Genomic DNA, 21,464 nt, shown 5'->3' on the forward strand with positions numbered 1-21,464 from the left:
AGAGTATATTTGTCCCGGTTTTTAATCGGGATTTTTTTATGGTAAATTATAACGGAAATATTCAGGAAAATAGTGGTGTTTTAGTAGAATCTAATAGAGGTTTTCTATTTGGTGATTCAGTTTTTGAAACAATAAAAGTACTTGACAATAAAGTGTTGTTTTTAGAAGATCACTACTTTAGATTGATGGCTTCAATGCGCATTTGTAGAATGGAAATTCCAATGAGTTTTACTATGGAATTTATTGAAGAACAGATCATAAAGTTGGTCTCTTTTTTACCAAAATCCAATAGTTTTAGAGTTCGATTTTCTGTTTTCAGAAATTCAGACGGGTTTTATAATCCAGTTTCTAATGAAGTTGAATTTATAGTTGTGGCGCGTCCTTTGGAATATGAGTTGTATAGGATTGAAAAAGAAATTTACGAGGTAGAATTGTACAAAGACTTTTTCATTCCAAAGCAATTGCTTTCAACCTTAAAAACTAATAATAAGATGCTTCAAATCACTGGAAGTATTTTCGCTAAAGAAAACGATTACGATAATTGTTTGATGCTAAACGATGAAAAAAACGTAGTTGAAGCACTACAAAGCAACTTATTTATGAAAATGGGAAATGTTATTTCAACTCCCCCAGTTTCAGATGGTTGTTTGAACGGAATTATGAGAAAGCAAATAATTGAGCTTTTAAAGAAAATGGAAGGTATTGAATTAAAAGAAGTATCAATATCTCCATTTGATTTGCAAAAAGCAGATGAATTATTTCTTACGAATGTAATTTCAGGAATTCAACCTATAACAAAATATAGAAAAAAAGAATTTACATCCAATTTCGTAGAACAAATCATTGTTAAATTGAATGCCAAAATTAGGTTTAATTAAGTGCTGGGTTTTCGGGCGCATTTGAAAATAGAATATATTCGCCACCTTGTTCAATGATTTTCTCTTTCCAAAACAGATCACTCGCTTTTGAAAGGAGTTCACTTTTTAACGTATTTTCTGTAACAATCCAAGCGTTTTCCTGCATTTCCATTTCTAATTGATTCGCGCTCCAGCCACTATAACCTAGAAAAAAACGAATACAATCTTTGGTGATTTTACCATCGTTTATCAATAATTTGGTCGTTTCAAAATCGCCACCCCAATATATTCCATTTGAAATTTCAACGCTATTTGGTATGATTTCAGGAATAGTATGAATAAAATATAAGTTATCTTGTTCAACAGGACCGCCATTGTAAATTACAAACGAAGCCTCAATTTCAGGAAGCAATTCTCTTATTGTATAGTTTAAAGGTTTATTTAAGATAAATCCGATAGAACCTTCTTCGCCGTGTTCTGCTAATAAAATTACAGAGCGATTAAATGAAACGTCGCCTAAAATAGTGGGCTCAGCTATAAGTAAGTGACCTTTTTTTGGTAAAGTTGATATCATATTGCTGTTTTTTATAGAATAAAGTTATAAAAAAAACTTTACAAATTCAAGAAAAATCGATTATAAACCAAAAAATCCCGAGAAAAATCGGGATTTTATACTGTATAGTAAAAAAAATATTATTTGTTTACTGCTCCTTCTAATTCTGCACCAGCTTTGAATTTTACTACATTTTTTGCAGCAATTTGGATAGTTTTTCCAGTTTGAGGATTTCTTCCATCTCTTGCAGCTCTGTTAGATACTGACCAAGATCCAAAACCTACTAAAGATACTCTTCCGCCTTTGCTTAAAGTTCCTTCAACATTGCTTAAAAATGATTCTAAAGCTAATTTAGCAGCTGCTTTAGTAATTCCAGCAGAAGCTGCCATTGCGTCGATTAATTCTGATTTGTTCATGTTAAAAGTTATTTATAATTGGTTAAACTTAATTATTTATTACAAATTTAGACGTATAACTGAATTACACAAATATTTTAATGCAATTTCGGCTAAATTGTTAATAAAAACGACTAAATGTTAATAACATTGTTTGGATTTTTAATTTTTGTGTTCCTTATCAGGGTTTTCAGGGCTTACAGCACTACAGCATTTTCAGAAAGAGATATTCCATTTAAAAGTTCGTGGGTTAACATTCTTTTCTTTCCTGGAAATTGTAAACTAATGATTTTTATAATTCCGTCTCTAGTAGTTACTACTATCTCTTTTTTAGTGGTCGAAATTTTCCCTATTTCTTGTGAATGTTCATTTTTTTCGAAACTGGCTGCGTAGATTTTTACATTCCATTCGGTTTCACCATCTCTTATAAACGTCCATGCAGCAGGATAAGGAGATAAACCACGTATTTGATTAAATATTAATTTTCCAGATTGCGACCAATCAATTTTACAATTTTCTTTGTTTAATTTGTAAGCCGTTTTGATACCTGCATTTTCTGTTTGGATGGTTGTAGTTGTTTTTCCAGTTGCAATTAATTGTAAAGTTTCAATAACTGTTTTACTTCCTAAATGCATTAATCTATCATGAAGTTCACCAGCAGATTCTTCAGAACCAATCAATAACTCTTTACTCAAAATCATTGCACCAGTGTCTATTTTATCATCTATAAAAAATGTAGTAACACCTGTTTTCGTTTCACCGTTGATGATTGCCCAATTAATTGGGGCAGCACCACGATATTCTGGCAATAAAGAAGCATGTAGATTAAACGTTCCTAATTTCGGCATTTTCCAAACCACTTCGGGCAACATTCTAAATGCAACTACAATGTGTAAATTCGCATTTAAACTTTTTAATTCGGCTAAAAAATCTTCCGATTTTAAATTAGTAGGTTGCAATAAATGTAAGTTTTTTGATACGGCGTATTCTTTTACAGCACTAGTGCTCACTTTTTGGCCACGTCCTGCAGGTTTGTCTGGAGCCGTAATTACACCCACAATTTCATAGTTATTTTGATAAACAGTATCCAAAATTCCAACCGCAAAATCGGGTGTTCCCATGAATACAATCCGTAGCTTTTCCATTATAATAAGTAATATTGATTGTTTGAATTTATTGCAATTTTATTATTTTCTAAAAGCAATTGCAAAGCAAAGATAAGGGCTTCAGTAGAAATAGAAAGTATATTTTCAATTTCTCGTGAAGATAAATTTGATTTTTCTAGTAATTGAAGAATTAAAACTGAGTTTTCAATTGGATTAGTTTTTCGTTTTGAGATGCAATAGGAGCAAATACCACAATCGGTTGTGGTTTTTTCATCGAAATAGGCTAATAAAAGATTGTTTTTGCAACTATCTTCGTCATTAATGTAATCGATTACACTTTCTAGTTGATCTTTTTTTAATTGATTTTGATGTTCTAAAAATTTAGCCACACGATTAATTGTTAAATCATCTTCCCGAACTTCGTTAAATGTGATAGAACTGTCGTTGTTTTTTGCGTGTAAAATAATACATTGACTTTCTTCTAAGCGTTCAATCGCTTTTATAACTTCGGGTTCGGTTGCATTAGATTTTTTTGCTATTAAATTTGGATTTACCTTTGTTTCTACATCAAATATACCTGAATAAGTGCGAAGAATCGTAGTGATAATTGGTTCATCTTGCGAATGTAAACTGATGTAACGAATCATTTCCTTACTCGGAATAATGAATTGTAAACTCACATTTTCTGTCGATTCGTTTTGAAAAACTAAAATTCCTTGTCGGTCTAAAAATTGTAAGCTGTTGAAAACTTTCACGATTGATAAGCTGTAACGTGCACAAAATTCATTCATATTAAAGGCATAACTTTCATTAAAACCCTCGCCATAGCCAATTTGAAAAAAATTATTTAATTTAATATAAACATCTTTCACAAATTTTTTATCGGGTAAAACATCTATAAATTGCCCTTTTGTATGACCTATATCGGTCGAATTGGTTAAAATAATTCCAAATGCTTTTTCGCCATTTCTTCCTGCTCTTCCTGCTTCTTGGTAGTAATTTTCAATATTTTCGGGCAATTGAATATGAATAACTGTTTTTACATCGGGTTTATCGATTCCCATCCCGAATGCATTTGTTGCAATCATTACTTGGACTTTATTTTCCAACCAAGATTGCATATTTTTTTCTTTTTCCTTTGAAGGCAATCCACCGTGATAGTAGGTTGTTTTATATCCCAATTGATTCAGTTGTTGTGCCGTTTCAATGCAAGACCTTCGATTGCGCACATAAATGATAGCCGATTGTGGATTCTTCTTCAGAATTTGTTGGATTTTAAAAAGCTTGTCTTCTGTTTTTATTACGTGATAAGCTAAATTTTCGCGGGTAAAAGATTTGGTAAAAAATTGTGGATTTTCTAAGGCTAAATTCGCACAAATATCCGCTTGAACTCGCTTTGTAGCCGTTGCTGTTAGTGCTAAAAAAGGGACTTTTGGAAAAACCGTTTTAAGTCCTGAAATTTTTAAATATGCTGGTCTAAAATCGTGCCCCCATTGACTTACACAATGTGCTTCGTCAATAGCAATTAAGTTTATCGGCAATTGTTTCAATCGGTCAACAATCCAGTCGTGTTGCAAACGTTCAGGCGAAAGGTATAAGAATTTATAATTTCCAAATTGACAATTGTCTAAAATATCGCTTACTTCATCTTGTGAAATTCCACCGGTTAAAGCGATTGCTCGTATGTTTTTACTTTGTAAGTTTTGTACTTGGTCTTTCATCAAGGCAATTAAGGGTGAAACCACCAAACAAATCCCATTTAAAAGTAAGGCCGGAATTTGAAAACAAACTGATTTTCCGCCACCTGTTGGCAACAGCGCGAAAGTATCCGTTCCATCCAATACCGATTGGATAATTTCTTCTTGAGGCGCTCTAAAACTATCGTGTTTCCAATGTTTTTGAAGAAGTAGTAAGGCTTCAGACATTATGAGTTTTTAATTTGTAAAAATAAAAGTACAAAAAAAATTATAGAGAAAGGTGGTTTAATACGAAATTCACACGGTTTTCTACAGTATCTCTCGGCACTTCAACAATTGAATAACCATATTTTTCATAAGTTTCCAATAAATGTTTGTGAATTAACACCGCTTGTTCGTAATTTTCATAGCGTTCGTCATCACTAACATAAATATCTTGCCACGGCGGTAAAACAAAAATAGAATTATATCGATGTTCTTTGCATGCTTGATCAAAAAAAGCAGGATAGGAGTCGCCAATATAATGCATATAAGCCAAAACATCTGGAATTCCTCGGTCTAAAAACACTAAAGAATTTGTTTCATTTTGGGCCGCACTAAATTGTTTTTTTCTGCCTTCTAAAAGTAATTCACTAAATAGCAAGGGGTTTTCAAGGAACAATTGTTCAATTCCTTGCTCTTGTGCTTCTTTAATTACTTCACGAGAAACTTCTGGATAACAAGTGTGTCCTTTTTGCTTAAGTGCTTCAATTAAAGTTGTCTTTCCTGAACTGGGTCCGCCTATTAAAACCACAATTTCTTTATGCATATCTGAAATTATAAGGCGCAAAAGTAAGTTTTTTTTAGAAATCTAATCAACTTTTAAATTTTATAAGTTCTAACAATATATTTTCTAAACTTAAAAAAGTATATTTGCTTTTTAATTAAGTGCACAAAAATGGATAAGAAAACAGAGGAGTTTTACAGCAGATTAAAAGAAGAGTTATCAAATTCAACACTTTGGCCATCAGAATATTTATATAAATTTATAATGCCATCAGACTCGCACAATATAGCGAAAGTAGAAGCAGAGTTTAATGATATGGGCGCTGTAATTAGCACTCAACAATCAAAGACAGGAAAATTTACTAGTGTTTCTGTTAGTGTTACTATGGCAAATCCACAAAGTGTAATAGATAAATATGTTGCTGTTTCTACTATAGAAGGCATTATTTCATTATAAAAAAACCATGCAAGAACAAGTAAGTTATTTAGAATATAATTCGCAACGGTCGCATTTGATCATTCCAGAATACGGAAGACATTTGCAAAAGCTAATCGATCAAGCTACAGCTATCGAAGATAGAGACGAGCGAAACAAAGCTGCCAAATACATCATTTCAGTAATGGGGTCATTGAATCCACACTTACGTGATGTACTTGATTTTCAGCATAAACTTTGGGATCAGTTGTTTATTATGTCTGATTTTAGATTGGATGTAGATTCGCCTTATCCTATTCCATCGAAAGATATTTTGACGCAGAAACCCGATCGTTTAAAATATCCGCAAAATTTTCCAAAATATCGTTTTTATGGAAATAACATCAAATACATGATTGATGTTGCCAACAGCTGGGAAGAAAGTGATTTAAAAAACGCCTTAGTTTTGGTAATTGCAAATCACATGAAAAAAAGTTATTTGAGTTGGAACAAAGATACTGTTGCAGATGAAGTAATTTTTGGACATTTATCAGAACTTTCAGGAGGAAAATTTAATCTTTCAAACTCCAATGAAGAGCTTTTAAATACGCATGATTTGATGAAAGTTAATAAGAAAGTGTCTAATAAAACACAGTTTGGTCCGGCAAAAACAGGAATTGTTAAGAAAAGCACTAACGGAAAAACTCCTTTAAATAAAAATAATAAAAGTACATTCAAAAAATAAGTAATTACATGGGTACATTTCAAATTGAAGGCGGCAAATCATTAAAAGGAGAGATTACTCCTCAAGGTGCTAAAAATGAAGCATTACAAGTATTATGTCCGGTTTTGTTAACTTCTGAAAAAGTACGGGTTACTAATATTCCTGATATTATTGATGTCAATAAATTGATTGCATTGTTAGGGAATTTAGGCGTTAAAATCCAAAAAAATGGTCCTGGAGATTATACATTTCAAGCGGATGAGGTAAATGTAAATTATCTAAAAACGGAAGCGTTTAAAAAAGAGGGTGGTAGCTTACGAGGATCTATAATGATTGTGGGTCCTTTATTAGCGCGTTTTGGTTGCGGCTACATTCCAAAACCAGGTGGCGATAAAATTGGACGTAGAAGATTAGATACGCATTTTGAAGGTTTTATTAATTTAGGTGCGAAATTTAGATACGAGCGAGAAGACCATTTTTATGGTGTAGAAATAGACGGAAGATTAAAAGGCGCTTATATGTTACTTGACGAAGCCTCAGTAACAGGAACCGCTAATATTGTGATGGCTGCTGTTTTAGCAGAAGGAACAACTACAATTTATAACGCCGCTTGTGAGCCTTATTTGCAACAATTATGCAAAATGTTGAACTCAATGGGCGCAAAGATTTCTGGCGTTGGTTCTAACTTGTTAGTTATTGAAGGTGTTGAGAGTTTAGGCGGTTGCGAACACAGAATTTTACCCGATATGGTTGAAATTGGTTCTTGGATTGGCTTAGCAGCAATGACTAGAAGTGAAATTACAATTAAAGATGTTAGTTGGGATAACTTAGGTCAAATTCCAAATGTATTTAGAAAATTAGGAATTACTTTAGAACGAAGAGGCGACGATATTTACATCCCTGCCCACAAAGATGGCTATGAAATAAAAACAGATATTGATGGTTCTATTTTAACAGTTTCGGATGCACCGTGGCCAGGTTTTACGCCTGATTTATTAAGTATCGTTTTAGTAATTTGTACGCAAGCTAAAGGCGACGTTTTAATTCATCAAAAAATGTTTGAAAGCCGATTGTTCTTTGTCGATAAACTAATTGATATGGGGGCGAAGATTATGTTGTGTGATCCGCACAGAGCTGTGGTTATGGGGCATGATTTTAAGTCAGAATTGAAAGCGACCACAATGAGTTCGCCTGATATTAGAGCGGGAATTTCATTATTAATCGCTGCTTTAACTGCAAAAGGAACAAGTACGATTCAAAACATTGAACAAATAGATAGAGGATACGAACGCATTGATGAAAGATTACGAGCAATTGGTGCTAATATTGTTAGAATGTAATTTGTTAAAAATTAAAATTAAAATTCCAAATTCCAATTAGTTTTGAGATTTGGAATTTGTTTTTTTATGCTGAACTAAACACTTTTAACTGAATACTAAATAATGGAAACCTACATTATAATTTTACTTTGCATCGCTTCATTTATAGCTGGATTTGTCGACGCTATTGTTGGTGGTGGTGGCTTGATTCAGACTCCTGCAGCTCTAATTTTATTACCAGCTCAAAGCGTTGCAACCATCATCGGGACGTTAAAAATTCCAGCTTTTAGCGGAACAAGTATTGCAACTTATCAATATTTGAAACAAGTAAAAATCAATTGGAAATTATTTGCTGTAATGACGATTGTATCTTTTACATTCGCTTATCTCGGTTCGAGTTTATTGAATGTAACGAAAAATGATTTTATGAAACCGTTGCTTTTCGTAATTCTAATTTTACTTCTAATTTATACGTATTTCAAGAAAGATTTTGGCCAATTTCAATCGAGTAATATGAGTATGAAGCAACAATATGTTTATGCAATTATCATCAGTATCGTAATTGGTTTTTATGATGGATTCATCGGACCAGGAACCGGAAGTTTATTGATTATGGCTTTTATTGCTTTTTTAGGATTCGATTTTATGCAAGCTTCGGCAAACGCAAAATTGGTAAACTTGGCAACGAATATTGGTTCAATTACATTATTTGTTCTGAAAGGTAAAATCATTTGGGCAATTGCAATTCCTATGGCTTTTTGTAACGCAATGGGTTCGTGGGTTGGTGCAAGATTAGCCATTTCAAGAGGAAACGGATTCATACGTATTTTCTTTTTAATCGTGGTTGGAATTGCTTTAATTCGCTTTGGTTATGACGTTTTTATAAAGTAAAAGACTAAAAAAAACGCTACCAAAGTTTAGAACTTCGACAGCGTTTTTGTTTTGATATTTTTTTAAATTATTTTTAAACGGAATTATCTCTTTTTAAAATTTAACACCGAACATAAAACCATCACCTTGATAACCACCTTGGTAAGTTCTCACATAGTCAATTCGTAAAAATCTGAATTTTCCCCATCCAATATTATCAAATCCTACGGTAAATTCTTGATATGGTTTTCTTTCGGGTACGTTAATTTGATGAAAACCACCAATTAAATTCCATTGTAATTTATTTAATAACGGAATTTTATTCATAATATAACCATTAAAATTATGCTCTACGTGTGTTTCAAAATAGGCGTCATTTGTAGATTGTGTGTAATAAGGTAATAAATTAAAAGAATTTAATGAATTACTCAATACATTTACGTGGGTTTGATTTCCGTTAAAATGTTTGTAATCTACAAAAGAGATGTCCTCTGCATTATAGAATTTACCGGCTTTTAAACGCAAACCGAAATTTCCCTTATTGCCCAACGTTTTGTTATAATCGATTACACCACTAATTAAGTCGTAACTATAATCACTATTTGAAGTGCCAAAAGCTTTTTCATAAGACAAGCTTAAAACCGGATAATCTTCATTTTGAATATTTATTTTTCCATCAGGGCGCGAAATGTATTTTTGGCCAAAACGAATGCGAGTTCCAACACTTGCTTTCACAACTTCATGCTGTTCAAATGGTACAGAACTAAAGTTATCAGGTTGCAAAGGATCATTTGAAAAATAGTCGCGATTGTTTTTAAAAAGCTTATAATTTGTTGTATTTATCAAAGGCCTACGATTTTCATAAACTACTTTTCCTGTTGCAAATATGCCGTTAAAAACTTCTTTACCACCACTTATTTCTGCAAATTCTTTGTTATACAGTTTCATGTAATTATCCTTAAAATAAATGGATGATATTGTATTTATAATTTTCATTATAGGTTCGTTTGGATTAAATTGATTGATGCTACTTCCACCCGAAAGGGAAATATATGCATTGTTTCTGTTGTTAAAACGATGATAATAACGTCCAATTACTCGAAGTCGATCTTCCGATAAACCATAATTAAATGTAGTTGATAATAAGGTGTATTTTCCAGTTTCTTCATTCCTTGTTTGGTAAGAAATTCCGCTGTCTAAATTCCAACCTTGAACTGTATTAAAGCCTAAAGAACCAATGTTTATAACGCCATCATAATTAAAAGACCATTTTTTGAAACTGTTTTTATAATTGTATCCCGTTAGTATTTTATAAATTTTGAATTTATTTCCTTTAGCGTCAATAGAATCTAAATATACTTTCGATTCTCTGACAGTTTGAATACTGTCTTTTCTACTATAATTGGTAATTTCCTCTTCTGTTAAAGGAACAGGTCGCATATCGGTCCAGAAGGTATTTTCTTTTTTGTTGGCGTTTTCGGCAAATGAGACTATTTCTTTTCCAAAAGTTTTACTTTCGAAAGCATCTTTAAATACGTAATTCGAAAAAACATGTGTGAAAGTTCCATTAAACTTAATACCAAAAATTCCAGCAATAAAATCTAAAGATTGAATGTTCTTTGCCCAAATTTTAGTTGTTCCATTATAACTAAAATTCTGTTTTAACTTCATAGTTTCAAGAATGGGTTGTTGCATTCTATAACCTTTGATATCTAAATCAATACCGTATATTGCCCAAGAATCTTCCACAATATATATGTAGCCTTCAAAAACAGGTTCTTTATCGCGTTTTGGAGTAACCAAAATTTTATTGATTAACTGATTTTTGTCGTCATAAAATGTACTTTCTAATTTAAATTTGTAGTAATTAAAAGTATTATTGGCAATTGGAGAAATCATATTAATACCAAAATTCACATAGTTTTCATAAAAATCATAATTGGTGTTGATCGCCGTGTTATAGCTGAAACCTTTATCGTTTCCAGCTACTTTTGAGGCTATGATTTCTTCTTTTAAGTTGTTTGGTTTTTCAAACTTTATTTTAGAAACGGTTTCTGATTGGTAAATGATTCCGCTACCAGTTGAATCTAAATCTGCTCCAGACTCATTTATTTGCACTCTTACTTTCATTCCCATAATTTTTTCGGGAACATCTTTTACTCTAAAAATTCCTCTAGAATAAAAATCGGCCTCAAACTTATCCGTTTTTGCCATGTTTTTCTTTTTTGAAGCAATTGCTTGACGAATTATCTCATAAGCCGGATTTTCAGTATTAGTCACAACGACTTCCTTTAGCGCAAAGCTTTCTTCCTGAAGTGTAACATCGAATATAAAAGGAAAACTAGTGATATTTAAGATTTGCTTTTGTGTTTTATAACCTAGATATTGAAAAATAAGCGCCACATTTTTCTTTTCAGTGGTATTGATTTCATATTTACCTAACTCGTTCGTGGTGGTTCCCACATAAGTGTTTTCAATATAAATATTGACAAAAGGAAGTGGATTTCCATCAACGTCTTTTACGGTTCCTTTTATTTGAGCAAAGGAAAAAGTAGAAAGCAAAGCTAGGAAAGGAAGTAAGTTTTTTACCATCAGATCTTTATTTAATAGACGTTTATTTTGTAGAAAAGGTTGCATCACACAAATGATTGCAGTGCTAATTTATAACTTTGTAATCCAAATCCAATAATAATTCCTTTTACATTAGGCGAAATATAGGATTGATGTCTGAAAGATTCTCTTGAAAAAGTATTGGAAATATGTACTTCTACCACTGGCGTTGTAATTGCTTTAATGGCATCAGCAATTCCTATTGACGTATGCGTATAAGCGCCTGCATTTAAAATAATTCCATCAAATGAAAAACCTACTTCTTGAATTTTGTCAATTAGTTCACCTTCAATATTACTCTGAAAATAACTTAATGCTATCGAAGGATGTTCGTTTTTTAAAACAGCAAAATACGATTCAAATGTTTCGTTTCCGTAGACTTCAGGTTCTCTTTTGCCTAATAAATTAAGGTTAGGACCATTGATGATAATTAGTTTCATAGCAGTATGTTTTTGTAAAAATAAAAAAACCATTCATTTAATGGAATGGTTTCAATAAAACTTTAATTTTTAATTTTTTAGAACATGTATCCAACCGCGAATTGAATTACTGAATTTTTAACGTCAGCATCTCTTTTAGGCTCTGTTAAACCAGCGGCATATCGTCCAGAGAGGAATAAACCTTTTGTAATTTTATAACTTAATCCTCCGGCTACTGCAAAGTCAAAAGTATTGCTGTCTCCCGCATCAACCGTACTTCGCTCGCTTACTAATACGGATGCTTGTGGTCCTAATTCTAAACTTAATTTATTACTAGATAGGTAAAATTTAGCTAGTAGCGGAATTGATATGTATCCTAATTCATTTTTAAATTGTTCACCTAAACCTTTTAATTCGGCACCTTGAGTAGAATACAATAGTTCAGGTTGTAATGCGAAATTTTCAAATATTTTTAACTCCATCGCAAGTCCGGCATGATAGTTCGTTATAGTTTTAAAATCATAACTACCAACATAACCGCCAGTGTAGTTAGCAAAGTTTACACCGCCTTTAATACCAAATTGCACCATTTGTGCCTCTGCAACACTTTATCCAACAAGAAAAAGTATTGTTGAAAGAAATAATTTTTTCATACTTTTTTTCTTTAATTATGAAACGAATTTACGTCTATTTATTATGGTTGCTTATTTCTTTTGCTATATTTTAACATTTCGACGTATTTTTAACTTAGTTATATTTTTATTTACAATCGTATTGTTAATAACTTTTACCTATGTTTTTTTGTAAACCATTGTGTTTGTTAGTGCTTAAGGAATAGTTGGTTACACTGAAATGCATTTTTTTTAGTTAAAAAAAGTGTTAATAACCCATTTTATGGTGCTCGAATATCCAAAAAAAACTTATAAATTTGTTCCATTAATTTTAAATAGATAAAAAAATGAAAAAAGTTTTATTTGCTGCTGCTGCAGTTTTTGCATTTGGTTTCGCTAATGCTCAAGATTCTTCAAATATGAGTTTTGGTGTTAAAGGTGGTTTGAACATGTCAAATTACACAGGTGATTTTGATACAGATTCAAAAATTGGATTTTTTGTTGGTGGTTTTGCTGAATTCAAAGTTACTGAAAAATTTGCTGTTCAACCTGAATTGTTATTTTCTGCATTAGGAGCAAAAGATAATGATTCTGATGAAGCGATTAATGCAAATTACATTTTAGTTCCAGTAATGGCTAAATTTTATGTTACAGAAAAATTCAATTTAGAAGCAGGTCCACAAGTTGGATTTTTAATGTCAGCTAAAGTAGATGGTGAAGATGTTAAAGATGCTTTTAAATCTACTGATTTTGCTTTTAATTTAGGAGCTGGTTTTGATGTAACTGAAAATCTTAATGTTGGTCTTAGATATTCTTTAGGTTTATCTAATGTATCTGATTTTGATGGTGTAGATACCAAAACTTCAAACATCGGTTTAGGTTTAGGTTACAAATTCTAATTTGCAATTCAAAAAGTTTTTAAAATCCCGCTTTCGAGCGGGATTTTTTTATTTAACATTTTTGCTAATTTTTGTGAATTTTCTTTAATTCAGCTTTTAAATTCTTATCTTTACTTATAATTTCAAACAAACAAAAAATGAAAAAAGTTTTATTTGCTGCTGTTGCAGTATTGACATTTGGATTTGCTAATGCACAAGAAGGTAAATTCAAAGTTGGTGCTAATGTAGGTTTACCTATGGGAGACATCAAAGATTCTTACTCTTTTACTATTGGATTAGATGCTGCATATACTTGGGCCATTTCTGATAAGTTTGATGCGGGTGTTGGTGCTGGTTACGGTCTTTATATGGGTAAAGAAGATTTTATTGAAGATGCAAGTTTTGTTCCTGTCTATGGAACAGCACAGTATTTAATTACTGACAGTATTTTCTTAGGAGCTGATTTAGGTTATGCCGTAGGAATTGCACCAAGCGAAAATGATGGTGGATTCTATTATCAACCAAAAGTAGGTTTTCAAGTATCAGAATTTAGCGTTTATGCGGGTTATAAAGGAATTTCTGTAGAGGGAGGAACTTTTTCTTCTTTAAACTTAGGATTTAATTACAGATTCTAATTCATAATTCATTATAAAATGACAATCCTGCTTTCGAGCAGGATTTTTTTGTTAATATTTACAATATTTCCTACATTTGTCGATATTTTAAATTAGTAAAAAATGAAAAAATTCTTATTTGCAGTAATTTTATTAGTCGCTTTTGGAAGCGCAAGTGCTCAGGAAAAAACAAGTAATGTTGCGAACATTAAATTTGGCGCAAAAGGAGGAATAAATTTCGCAAACCTTGCTGGTGATGATGCTGATGGTGCAAAGATGTTCGTTGGGTTTAATGCTGGTTTTTTTATTGAAATTCCTGTTGCTGACAAGTTAGTTTTTCAGCCAGAAATTTTATACTCAGCACAAGGTTCAAAATCTGAGGGGCCACTCTTTGTAGACGGAAGTGTATATAATGTTGAGGCAACTTTTAAATTCAATTATATTAATATTCCTTTACTATTCAAATACGAAATAGCGGATAAATTTTCATTAGAAGCGGGTCCTTATGTAGGGTTTTTGACAAGTGCTAAATTAAAAGCAAACATACAAGGCGTTGGTTCAGAAACAATTGATGCAAAAGATATGCTGAAATCAACTGATTTTGGTATAGCTATAGGGATGAATTATGAATTTACTGATGTTATTTTTGCAAATGCAAGATATCAATCTGGGTTAACAGAAATTGGAGATGCGGAAGGTAATAACAATGATATTAAAAATTCTGTTTTTCAAATAGGTTTAGGGTTTAGATTCTAATTCATTAGCATAATACAAAAAAAATCCTGCTGCATAGCGGGATTTTTTTTACACAATATTTACTATATTTGAGCGATGAAGACATGGCAATCCTATATTAAAGAATATCAAAATTACCTGCGTTTAGAACGTGGATTGTCAAAAAACACTATTGATAATTACACTTTTGATGTTGAAAAATTGGTGTTTTTTTTAGAAGAAAAAAATATTAAAATAGCGCCTATTCATATTGGTGAAGATGTTATTCAACAGTTTATTTATGAAATCGCTTCAAAAGTAAATCCCAGAAGTCAGTCTCGCTTAATTTCAGGTTTAAAGAGTTTTTTTAATTTTCTAATTTTTGAAGATTATCGAAATGAAACGCCTTTGGAATTAATTGAAGTACCAAAAACAGGAAGAAAATTACCTGATACTTTGTCAACAACCGAAATCGATGCTTTAATTGCTGCAATTGATTTATCAAAGCCAGAAGGTGAACGAAATAAAGCAATGCTAGAAACGTTGTATAGTTGTGGTTTGCGGGTTTCAGAATTGATAACTTTAAAAATTTCTGACTTGTTTTTTGACGAAGGATTTGTGAAGGTTACGGGAAAAGGAAATAAACAACGTTTTGTACCAGTAGGAAGCTCTACAGTTAAATATATTACAATTTACGTAAATCAAATTCGCAAAGATATTCCCGTTCAAAAAGGATTTGAAGATACTTTGTTTTTAAATCGAAGAGGAAAACAATTGACGCGAGCGATGATTTTTACAATTATTAAAAATCTTGCAATTGTTATCAATTTACAAAAAACTATAAGTCCACATACATTTAGACATTCTTTTGCAACTCATTTGCTAGAAAATGGTGCCGATTTACGTTCAATACAACTAATGTTAGGTCACGAATCGATTACAACGACTGAAGTTTATATGCATCTAGATAAAAAGCATTTGGCAAAGGTTCTGCGTCAGTTTCATCCAAGAAAATAAGTGTATATTTGTTAAGTTATTAATAAGTTTTACTACGGATTTTTAGTAATTTTGAAAACTTACTGAAATTTATCGTATTTTTTTTAAGTTAATGCCTAATCTAATGATTTTTAGTACAAAGAAACCCGAAGATTTAAATAAATTATACGAAAGTTTAATTAAGCAGTTGCCGAATATCATATTTCAGATTCGCGTAACGGATTCAAGAGAAATTCATTTGGATTTTATCAGTAAGCCAATTGAATTTTTATATCAATTTTCGATTAAGGAAATTCTCGAAGATTCGGATAATTTTGCAAAGTATCGAATTTATGAAAGTGATTTAAAAGTATTTAAACATTCCTTTGATGTGGCGGTGACAACTACAACAAAATGGGAAGTAGATTTCCGTTTTCTGTTACCAGATAGCAGCTATAAATGGTTGCGAATTGAAGCTACACCAAAAGAAGGAGACAATGAAGAAACTATTTTTTATGGTTTGTTATCTGATATTACTACTATAAAAGAACAAGAAATTCAGTTAAGAGTTGCAGATGAACGTTATCATTTTGCAGTACAAGCGTCAGATAGAGGTGTTTGGGATTGGGATGTGATAACCAATAAAGTATATTATTCTTCCGAATCTATGAAGATTTTAGGATTAAACGAATCTGACCTGGTGGCTTCACCTGAAGAGTGGGATGAAAGAGTTCATCCAGATGATCGAGCTGAATATTATGGAAATATCAATTTACATTTCGAAAATAAAATACCTTTTTATGAAACTTGTCATCGTGTGTTATGCAATGGAAATTATAAATGGATTTTAGACAGAGGGAAAGTTATAGAGCGTGATGAAGATGGAAAACCATTGCGAATAGCAGGAACACATACTGATATTTCGGCTCAAAAAGAAAAAGAACAAGAATTATTAAAAATGTTGGAGATTGTAAATGTTCAAAACAACAAGTTGTTAAATTTTGCTCATATCGTTTCCCATAATTTACGCACACACGCTGGTAATATAAAATCGTTGTTGGAATTGAATGTTGATGGAAGTTTTACGCATGAAAAAACTTTTGAAAATATTGGTATTGTTTCTAAAGAACTGAACGAAACTATTGAGAATTTAAATGATTTGGTAAAAGTCCATGCACAAACCAATAAAGAATATGAATCTTTGATTTTGAGAGATTACATCGAAAGAATGTTATATATTTTGGTTGAAGATGTGAAAAATAAAAAGATATATATTGAAAATAATGTCCAAAACGAAATTTTAGTCAACTGTATTCCTGCCTATTTAGAAAGTATTCTTTTGAACTTAGTGACAAATGCAATAAAGTACTCAGATGACAGCAAACAAGATGTTAAGATCAAGTTTGATTTAGCAGAAACCGATGACCACTTAATTCTTGAGGTTTCTGATAATGGAATAGGTATTGATATGGATAAATATAGTGATGTCATTTTTGGATTGTATAAAACATTCCATAATTACGAAGATTCGAGAGGTGTTGGTCTCTATATTACAAAGAATCAAATAGAGACGATGGGAGGGAAGATTGAGGTGGAAAGTGAGCCCAAAGTCGGATCAACGTTTAAAGTGTATTTTAAAAAATAAAAAAAAGAGGCGTGTAATTTTACAAGCCTCTTTTAGTATATAATAATTTCAATTATTTTGCAATATTCACTGCTCTAGTTTCACGAATAACCGTAATTTTCACTTGACCAGGATATGTCATTTCAGTTTGAATTTTTTGAGAAATATCGAACGATAAGTTAACTGCAGCATCGTCAGATACTTTTTCACTTTCTACAATAACACGTAATTCTCTACCTGCTTGAATTGCGTATGCGTTTTTCACTCCATTAAATCCGAAAGCGATATCTTCTAAATCTTTTAAACGTTGAATGTACGAATCTAATATTTGTCTTCTTGCGCCAGGTCTTGCACCAGAAATTGCATCACAAACTTGGATAAGCGGTGAAATTAAATATTTCATTTCAATTTCATCATGATGCGCTCCAATTGCATTGCAAACTTCTTCTTTTTCACCATATTTCTCAGCCCATTGCATTCCTAAGATTGCGTGAGGTAATTCACTTTCAGTATCTGGTACTTTTCCAATATCATGTAATAAACCAGCTCTTTTGGCTAGTTTTACATTTAATCCAAGTTCAGCAGCCATTATACCACATAGTTTAGAAACTTCTCTAGAGTGTTGTAATAAGTTTTGTCCGTAAGAAGAACGGTATTTCATTCTTCCCACAACCTTAATTAATTCTGGATGTAAACCGTGAATTCCTAAATCGATTACGGTACGTTTTCCAGTTTCGATAATTTCTTCGTCAATTTGTTTTGCTGTTTTAGCTACAACTTCTTCAATACGTGCTGGATGAATACGTCCGTCAGTAACTAATTTGTGTAATGCCAAACGAGCAATTTCTCTTCTTACAGGATCAAAACAAGATAAAATTATCGCTTCTGGCGTATCATCAACAATGATTTCAACTCCAGTGGCCGCTTCTAAAGCTCTAATATTTCGACCTTCTCTACCAATAATTCTTCCTTTTACATCATCAGATTCAATGTTAAATACAGAAACACAATTCTCCACTGCTTCTTCAGTTCCTACACGTTGAATAGTGTTGATGATGATTTTTTTAGCTTCCTGTTGCGCTGTCAATTTTGCCTCTTCAACGGTATCTTGAATGAACGACATTGCATTAGTTTTAGCTTCAGCCTTCATACTTTCTACTAATTGATTTTTAGCATCTTCAGCAGACAATCCAGAAATAACTTCTAATTGTTCCACTTGGCTTTTGTGCAAACGATCAATTTCTTGTTGTTTTCTGTCTAAAAGTTCTAATCTTGTATTATAGTCTACAATTTTAGCTTCCGCTTCATCGTTTACTTTTTTCGATTTTGCTAATTCACTAGAAATTTGTGATTCTTTATCACGTGTTCTTTTTTCAGCCTCAGCTGTTTTTTTATCACGAGCCAATATTACTTGCTCGTGTTCTGATTTTAATTCTAAAAACTTTTCTTTGGCTTGAAGAATTTTTTCTTTCTTAGTTGCTTCTGCATCAGTCTTGGCATCTTTTAAAATTGAAGTAGCTTCTTTTTTAGCTCTTTTAATTAATGCCGAAGCATTGTTTTTTTCTAAAAATTTAGCAATTCCAAAGCCAATTCCTATCCCGATTATTATTGCAATTATTCCAATTAGTATTTCCATGTTATGTTTAAAAAAATTATATAAAAAAAGCCTACATTAGAAGTTTGTATAAACTCCGTTATACAAGATTTGAGCTAACTCACAGTTCAAACTTCCCACTAAAGGGCTTGTTATAGTTGCAAAGATTCACTCGTTTAATTTGTTAGTGTTGAGTTTACCAAATATATACTAATGTAGGCAGTATCTTGATTGTATTGTAAGAACGTATTTATTTCGAGAGTAACTCGCCCAATTTTTTATCCAAATTTTGCAATCTGGTTAATGCTATTTCATTGTCTTGTGATCCCGATATCTGTTTTTGTTCCACTTGTGCGGCAAATTGTAGCGCACACATAGCTAAAACATCTTGCTTATCTCTAACCTCGTAACTTTGTTCAAACTGTTTTATCATCGTATCAATTTTTTTTGAAGCGCTTCTAAGCCCTTCCTCCTGAGACATATCTACGGTTAATGGATATACTCGGTCTGCAATTGATATTTTTATTTTCAGTTTTTCACTCATATGCTTTCTAATCAGAAAGTTGGGCTATACAATAATCGATTTCACGAATTAATGAATTTATTTTGAGTTTTGTTTCTCTTTTATTTTCTTCACTGCCTAGTAACGAATTGACCATTTTTAACGTATCCAATTGACTTTCTAAAGAAGCAATCTCATCAGATTGATTCTGCTGTGTTCTTTGCGAAACCAACAGTTCTTCTTGTAGTTCTAGGTTTTTCTTTTGTAACTGAACCAATTTCTGATTGAGTTTAAAGAATTTAACTTCTAGGGAATCAATTAATTCAGATATTCCGTTCATTAATGATGCATTTCATTTCAATATGTCACAAAGTTAACATTAGTATTGAAAAAACACAATAGTTTTTAGTAAATTTTACTATTTAATTTTTATCGCTTGCAATCGCTTGATTTCTAATCAATTATTTAGTAGTACGTTTTTATTTACATTAACTCATTTTTTTTTATTATTTTAGCGTTAAACAGACAATTTATGAAATTTTTATTTACCTTTTTATGCTTTCCCTTATTTGTTTTGAGCCAAGATTATCCGCAAGATTATTTTCAATCGCCGTTAGATATTCCAATTGATTTATCGGGTTCGTTTGGTGAATTAAGAGGCAATCATTTTCATTCCGGGCTAGATATGAAAACTAAAGGTGTTGAAGGTTTGCCTGTTTATGCTTCCGCAGATGGATATATTTCCCGAATTAAAATTTCTACTTTTGGATACGGAAAAGCCATTTATATTACGCATCCCAATGGCTATACTTCGGTTTATGGACATTTGCAAAAGGCAAACGGTGCAATTCAAGAATATATTAAGAAAAGGCATTACCAAGAAAAAAATTATGAGATAGAAATGTTTTTATACCCTTCAGAATTACCGGTAAAAAAAGGAGATATTATCGCTTTCTCTGGGAATTCAGGCGGAAGTGGCGGACCACATTTACATTTTGAATTCAGAGATACCAAATCAGAAGAAATTATAAATCCGATGCACTTCGGAATGAAAAAAATAATTAGTGATGAACGCAAGCCAATTATTCAAGGAGTGGTGGCTTATCCAATAGATTCGACAACAGTAAATACATCGCAAAAACCAATTAATATTTCGTTTACTAAACAATCGGATGGTAGTTATCTAAGTGTGAAAGTTAAAACTAATGGAAGTGTCGCGTTCGGAATTAATGCGTATGACTTTTGTACGAATGGGTATAATAAAAACGGACTGTACAAGGTGAAAGCTTATTTAAACGGCGTTTTACAATATCAATATGGTTTTGATACTTTTACATTTGATGAATCGCGATATGTTAATAATTTTATCGATTATGAACGTCTTCACGATATGGGACAGCGTGTTCAAAAATTATTTCAGTGGAATGATTATCCGCTTTCTATTGTTTCAAAAAATAAAAAAGATGGAATTTTAAGAATTCAACCTAATTCCAATTACACCTATAAAGTAGAATTATATGATTTCCACGGCAATAAGGTCGATTTGATTATTCCAATTGAATTTGCTAATCAAGAAACAGTAATCAAAAAGCAAATTAAAAAAACACCTTTTTACATCAAGGCTAAAACAGAATCTATTTTTGAAAAACAGAATGTTTCAGTTTACATTCCTGAAAATGCTTTTTACAACAATTTTTATATCAATTTTGAAGTTGGAAATGACACGGTAACTTTGCACGATGATAGCGTACCAGTGCATAAAAATATAACGATAACCTTTAATGATGTACAAGGTTTAACGGAAGAACAATTGAGTAAAACTTATATTGCATCGCTTGAGGGTTACAAATTGAAATACAATAGAACGTATCGAAAGGGAAATAATTTTTCTGTCAGAACAAAAACTCTTGGAAAATTTAAGTTAGCACAAGACAATACACCACCAAGAATTTCTAATGTTAATTTTATTGAAGGTAAAGAAATAGGAACCCAAAAAACAATTAGTGTTTCGGTCAGCGATTTGCATTCAGACATCGATACGTATAACGGATATTTAAACGGAAAGTGGATTTTAATGGAATATGATTACAAAACAAAAAAATTAGTGCACAATTTAGACGATAATATTTGCGTTTCAGGTAGGAACGATTTAAAGATTGTGGTGACTGATAATTTACAAAATTCAACTACCTTTGAATCTCATTTCTTGAAATAATTAAAAC

General features: G+C 31.8%; 21 protein-coding genes and 1 pseudogene. 11 read left to right on the forward strand and 11 right to left on the reverse strand.

Annotated features, from left to right (window positions below; all coding sequences use genetic code 11):
* Positions 1-38 precede the first annotated feature (38 nt).
* On the forward strand, positions 39-878 hold the full coding sequence (locus T1L09_RS07220; RefSeq protein WP_322550284.1) for an aminotransferase class IV: 840 nt from the start codon (positions 39-41) through the stop codon (positions 876-878).
* Here T1L09_RS07220 and T1L09_RS07225 read toward each other — a convergent pair.
* The 5 genes from T1L09_RS07225 to T1L09_RS07245 form a co-directional block, all read right to left on the reverse strand.
* Positions 871-1,431 (reverse strand): YqgE/AlgH family protein, encoded by a 561-nt coding sequence (locus T1L09_RS07225; protein WP_322550285.1) that lies wholly within the window; start codon positions 1,429-1,431, stop codon positions 871-873. The two genes, T1L09_RS07220 and T1L09_RS07225, sit on opposite strands and share 8 nt — an antisense overlap.
* 119 nt (positions 1,432-1,550) lie before the next feature.
* Entirely contained in the window at positions 1,551-1,826 is a 276-nt protein-coding gene (locus T1L09_RS07230; RefSeq protein WP_322550286.1) for an HU family DNA-binding protein, read from the reverse strand.
* A gap of 176 nt (positions 1,827-2,002) precedes the next feature.
* Positions 2,003-2,950 carry a methionyl-tRNA formyltransferase gene (fmt, locus tag T1L09_RS07235; RefSeq protein WP_322550287.1) on the reverse strand — a complete coding sequence of 316 codons (948 nt, stop codon included), beginning with the start codon at positions 2,948-2,950 and terminating at the stop codon, positions 2,003-2,005.
* Complete coding sequence (locus T1L09_RS07240) at positions 2,950-4,836, reverse strand: RecQ family ATP-dependent DNA helicase (RefSeq protein ID WP_322550288.1); 1,887 nt, start codon at positions 4,834-4,836, stop codon at positions 2,950-2,952. Before T1L09_RS07240 ends, fmt begins: the two co-directional genes overlap by 1 nt.
* 40 nt (positions 4,837-4,876) lie before the next feature.
* A complete protein-coding gene (locus T1L09_RS07245) occupies positions 4,877-5,416 on the reverse strand; it encodes an AAA family ATPase (protein WP_322550451.1) in 540 nt (179 codons plus the stop codon).
* Positions 5,417-5,545: 129 nt separating this feature from the next.
* Between T1L09_RS07245 and T1L09_RS07250 the strand changes: the two genes are divergently transcribed.
* The 4 genes from T1L09_RS07250 (at position 5,546) to T1L09_RS07265 (ending at position 8,722) form a co-directional block, all read left to right on the forward strand.
* Positions 5,546-5,830 (forward strand): DUF493 family protein, encoded by a 285-nt coding sequence (locus T1L09_RS07250; protein WP_322550289.1) that lies wholly within the window; start codon positions 5,546-5,548, stop codon positions 5,828-5,830.
* 7 nt (positions 5,831-5,837) lie between these two features.
* On the forward strand, positions 5,838-6,533 hold the full coding sequence (locus T1L09_RS07255) for a DUF4290 domain-containing protein (RefSeq protein WP_322550290.1): 696 nt from the start codon (positions 5,838-5,840) through the stop codon (positions 6,531-6,533).
* A gap of 8 nt (positions 6,534-6,541) precedes the next feature.
* Entirely contained in the window at positions 6,542-7,852 is a 1,311-nt protein-coding gene (murA, locus tag T1L09_RS07260; protein ID WP_322550291.1) for a UDP-N-acetylglucosamine 1-carboxyvinyltransferase, read from the forward strand.
* 102 nt (positions 7,853-7,954) lie between these two features.
* Complete coding sequence (locus T1L09_RS07265; RefSeq protein ID WP_322550292.1) at positions 7,955-8,722, forward strand: sulfite exporter TauE/SafE family protein; 768 nt, start codon at positions 7,955-7,957, stop codon at positions 8,720-8,722.
* A 93-nt stretch (positions 8,723-8,815) separates the two neighbouring features.
* Here T1L09_RS07265 and T1L09_RS07270 read toward each other — a convergent pair whose 3' ends face one another.
* The 3 genes and pseudogenes from T1L09_RS07270 to T1L09_RS07280 form a co-directional block, all read right to left on the reverse strand.
* Positions 8,816-11,293 carry a DUF5686 and carboxypeptidase regulatory-like domain-containing protein gene (locus tag T1L09_RS07270; protein ID WP_322550293.1) on the reverse strand — a complete coding sequence of 826 codons (2,478 nt, stop codon included), beginning with the start codon at positions 11,291-11,293 and terminating at the stop codon, positions 8,816-8,818.
* Between the two features lie 44 nt (positions 11,294-11,337).
* Positions 11,338-11,751 (reverse strand): type II 3-dehydroquinate dehydratase, encoded by a 414-nt coding sequence (gene aroQ, locus T1L09_RS07275; protein ID WP_322550294.1) that lies wholly within the window; start codon positions 11,749-11,751, stop codon positions 11,338-11,340.
* Positions 11,752-11,828: 77 nt separating this feature from the next.
* Positions 11,829-12,383: pseudogene (locus T1L09_RS07280) on the reverse strand (porin family protein).
* Positions 12,384-12,688: 305 nt separating this feature from the next.
* On the opposite strand from T1L09_RS07280, the gene T1L09_RS07285 reads away from it, so the two are divergent.
* The 5 genes from T1L09_RS07285 to T1L09_RS07305 all read left to right on the forward strand — a co-directional run bounded on the left by T1L09_RS07285 (position 12,689) and on the right by T1L09_RS07305 (position 17,167).
* Positions 12,689-13,240: a porin family protein gene (locus T1L09_RS07285; protein ID WP_322550296.1), complete on the forward strand. Its 552-nt coding sequence runs from the start codon at positions 12,689-12,691 to the stop codon at positions 13,238-13,240.
* 137 nt (positions 13,241-13,377) lie between these two features.
* Entirely contained in the window at positions 13,378-13,854 is a 477-nt protein-coding gene (locus T1L09_RS07290) for a hypothetical protein (protein ID WP_322550297.1), read from the forward strand.
* A gap of 102 nt (positions 13,855-13,956) precedes the next feature.
* Positions 13,957-14,589 carry a porin family protein gene (locus T1L09_RS07295; protein ID WP_322550298.1) on the forward strand — a complete coding sequence of 211 codons (633 nt, stop codon included), beginning with the start codon at positions 13,957-13,959 and terminating at the stop codon, positions 14,587-14,589.
* A 75-nt stretch (positions 14,590-14,664) separates the two neighbouring features.
* Positions 14,665-15,564 carry a site-specific tyrosine recombinase XerD gene (gene xerD / locus T1L09_RS07300; RefSeq protein WP_322550299.1) on the forward strand — a complete coding sequence of 300 codons (900 nt, stop codon included), beginning with the start codon at positions 14,665-14,667 and terminating at the stop codon, positions 15,562-15,564.
* Positions 15,565-15,667: 103 nt separating this feature from the next.
* Positions 15,668-17,167 carry a sensor histidine kinase gene (locus tag T1L09_RS07305; RefSeq protein ID WP_322550300.1) on the forward strand — a complete coding sequence of 500 codons (1,500 nt, stop codon included), beginning with the start codon at positions 15,668-15,670 and terminating at the stop codon, positions 17,165-17,167.
* 52 nt (positions 17,168-17,219) lie between these two features.
* Here T1L09_RS07305 and rny read toward each other — a convergent pair whose 3' ends face one another.
* From rny to T1L09_RS07320, 3 genes are all read right to left on the reverse strand, one after another.
* On the reverse strand, positions 17,220-18,782 hold the full coding sequence (gene rny, locus T1L09_RS07310; RefSeq protein ID WP_322550301.1) for a ribonuclease Y: 1,563 nt from the start codon (positions 18,780-18,782) through the stop codon (positions 17,220-17,222).
* Positions 18,783-18,990: 208 nt separating this feature from the next.
* On the reverse strand, positions 18,991-19,284 hold the full coding sequence (locus T1L09_RS07315) for a cell division protein ZapA (RefSeq protein WP_322550302.1): 294 nt from the start codon (positions 19,282-19,284) through the stop codon (positions 18,991-18,993).
* 7 nt (positions 19,285-19,291) lie between these two features.
* Positions 19,292-19,582, reverse strand: a complete 291-nt coding sequence (locus tag T1L09_RS07320) for a hypothetical protein (RefSeq protein ID WP_322550303.1) — start codon at positions 19,580-19,582, stop codon at positions 19,292-19,294.
* A 192-nt stretch (positions 19,583-19,774) separates the two neighbouring features.
* Here T1L09_RS07320 and T1L09_RS07325 point away from each other — a divergent pair, with 192 nt between their 5' ends.
* Positions 19,775-21,457: a M23 family metallopeptidase gene (locus T1L09_RS07325; protein WP_322550304.1), complete on the forward strand. Its 1,683-nt coding sequence runs from the start codon at positions 19,775-19,777 to the stop codon at positions 21,455-21,457.
* The last annotated feature ends 7 nt before the right edge of the window (positions 21,458-21,464 follow it).

The sequence above is a fragment of the Flavobacterium psychraquaticum genome (assembly GCF_034497725.1).
Taxonomy (GTDB): Bacteria; Bacteroidota; Bacteroidia; order Flavobacteriales; family Flavobacteriaceae; genus Flavobacterium; species Flavobacterium psychraquaticum.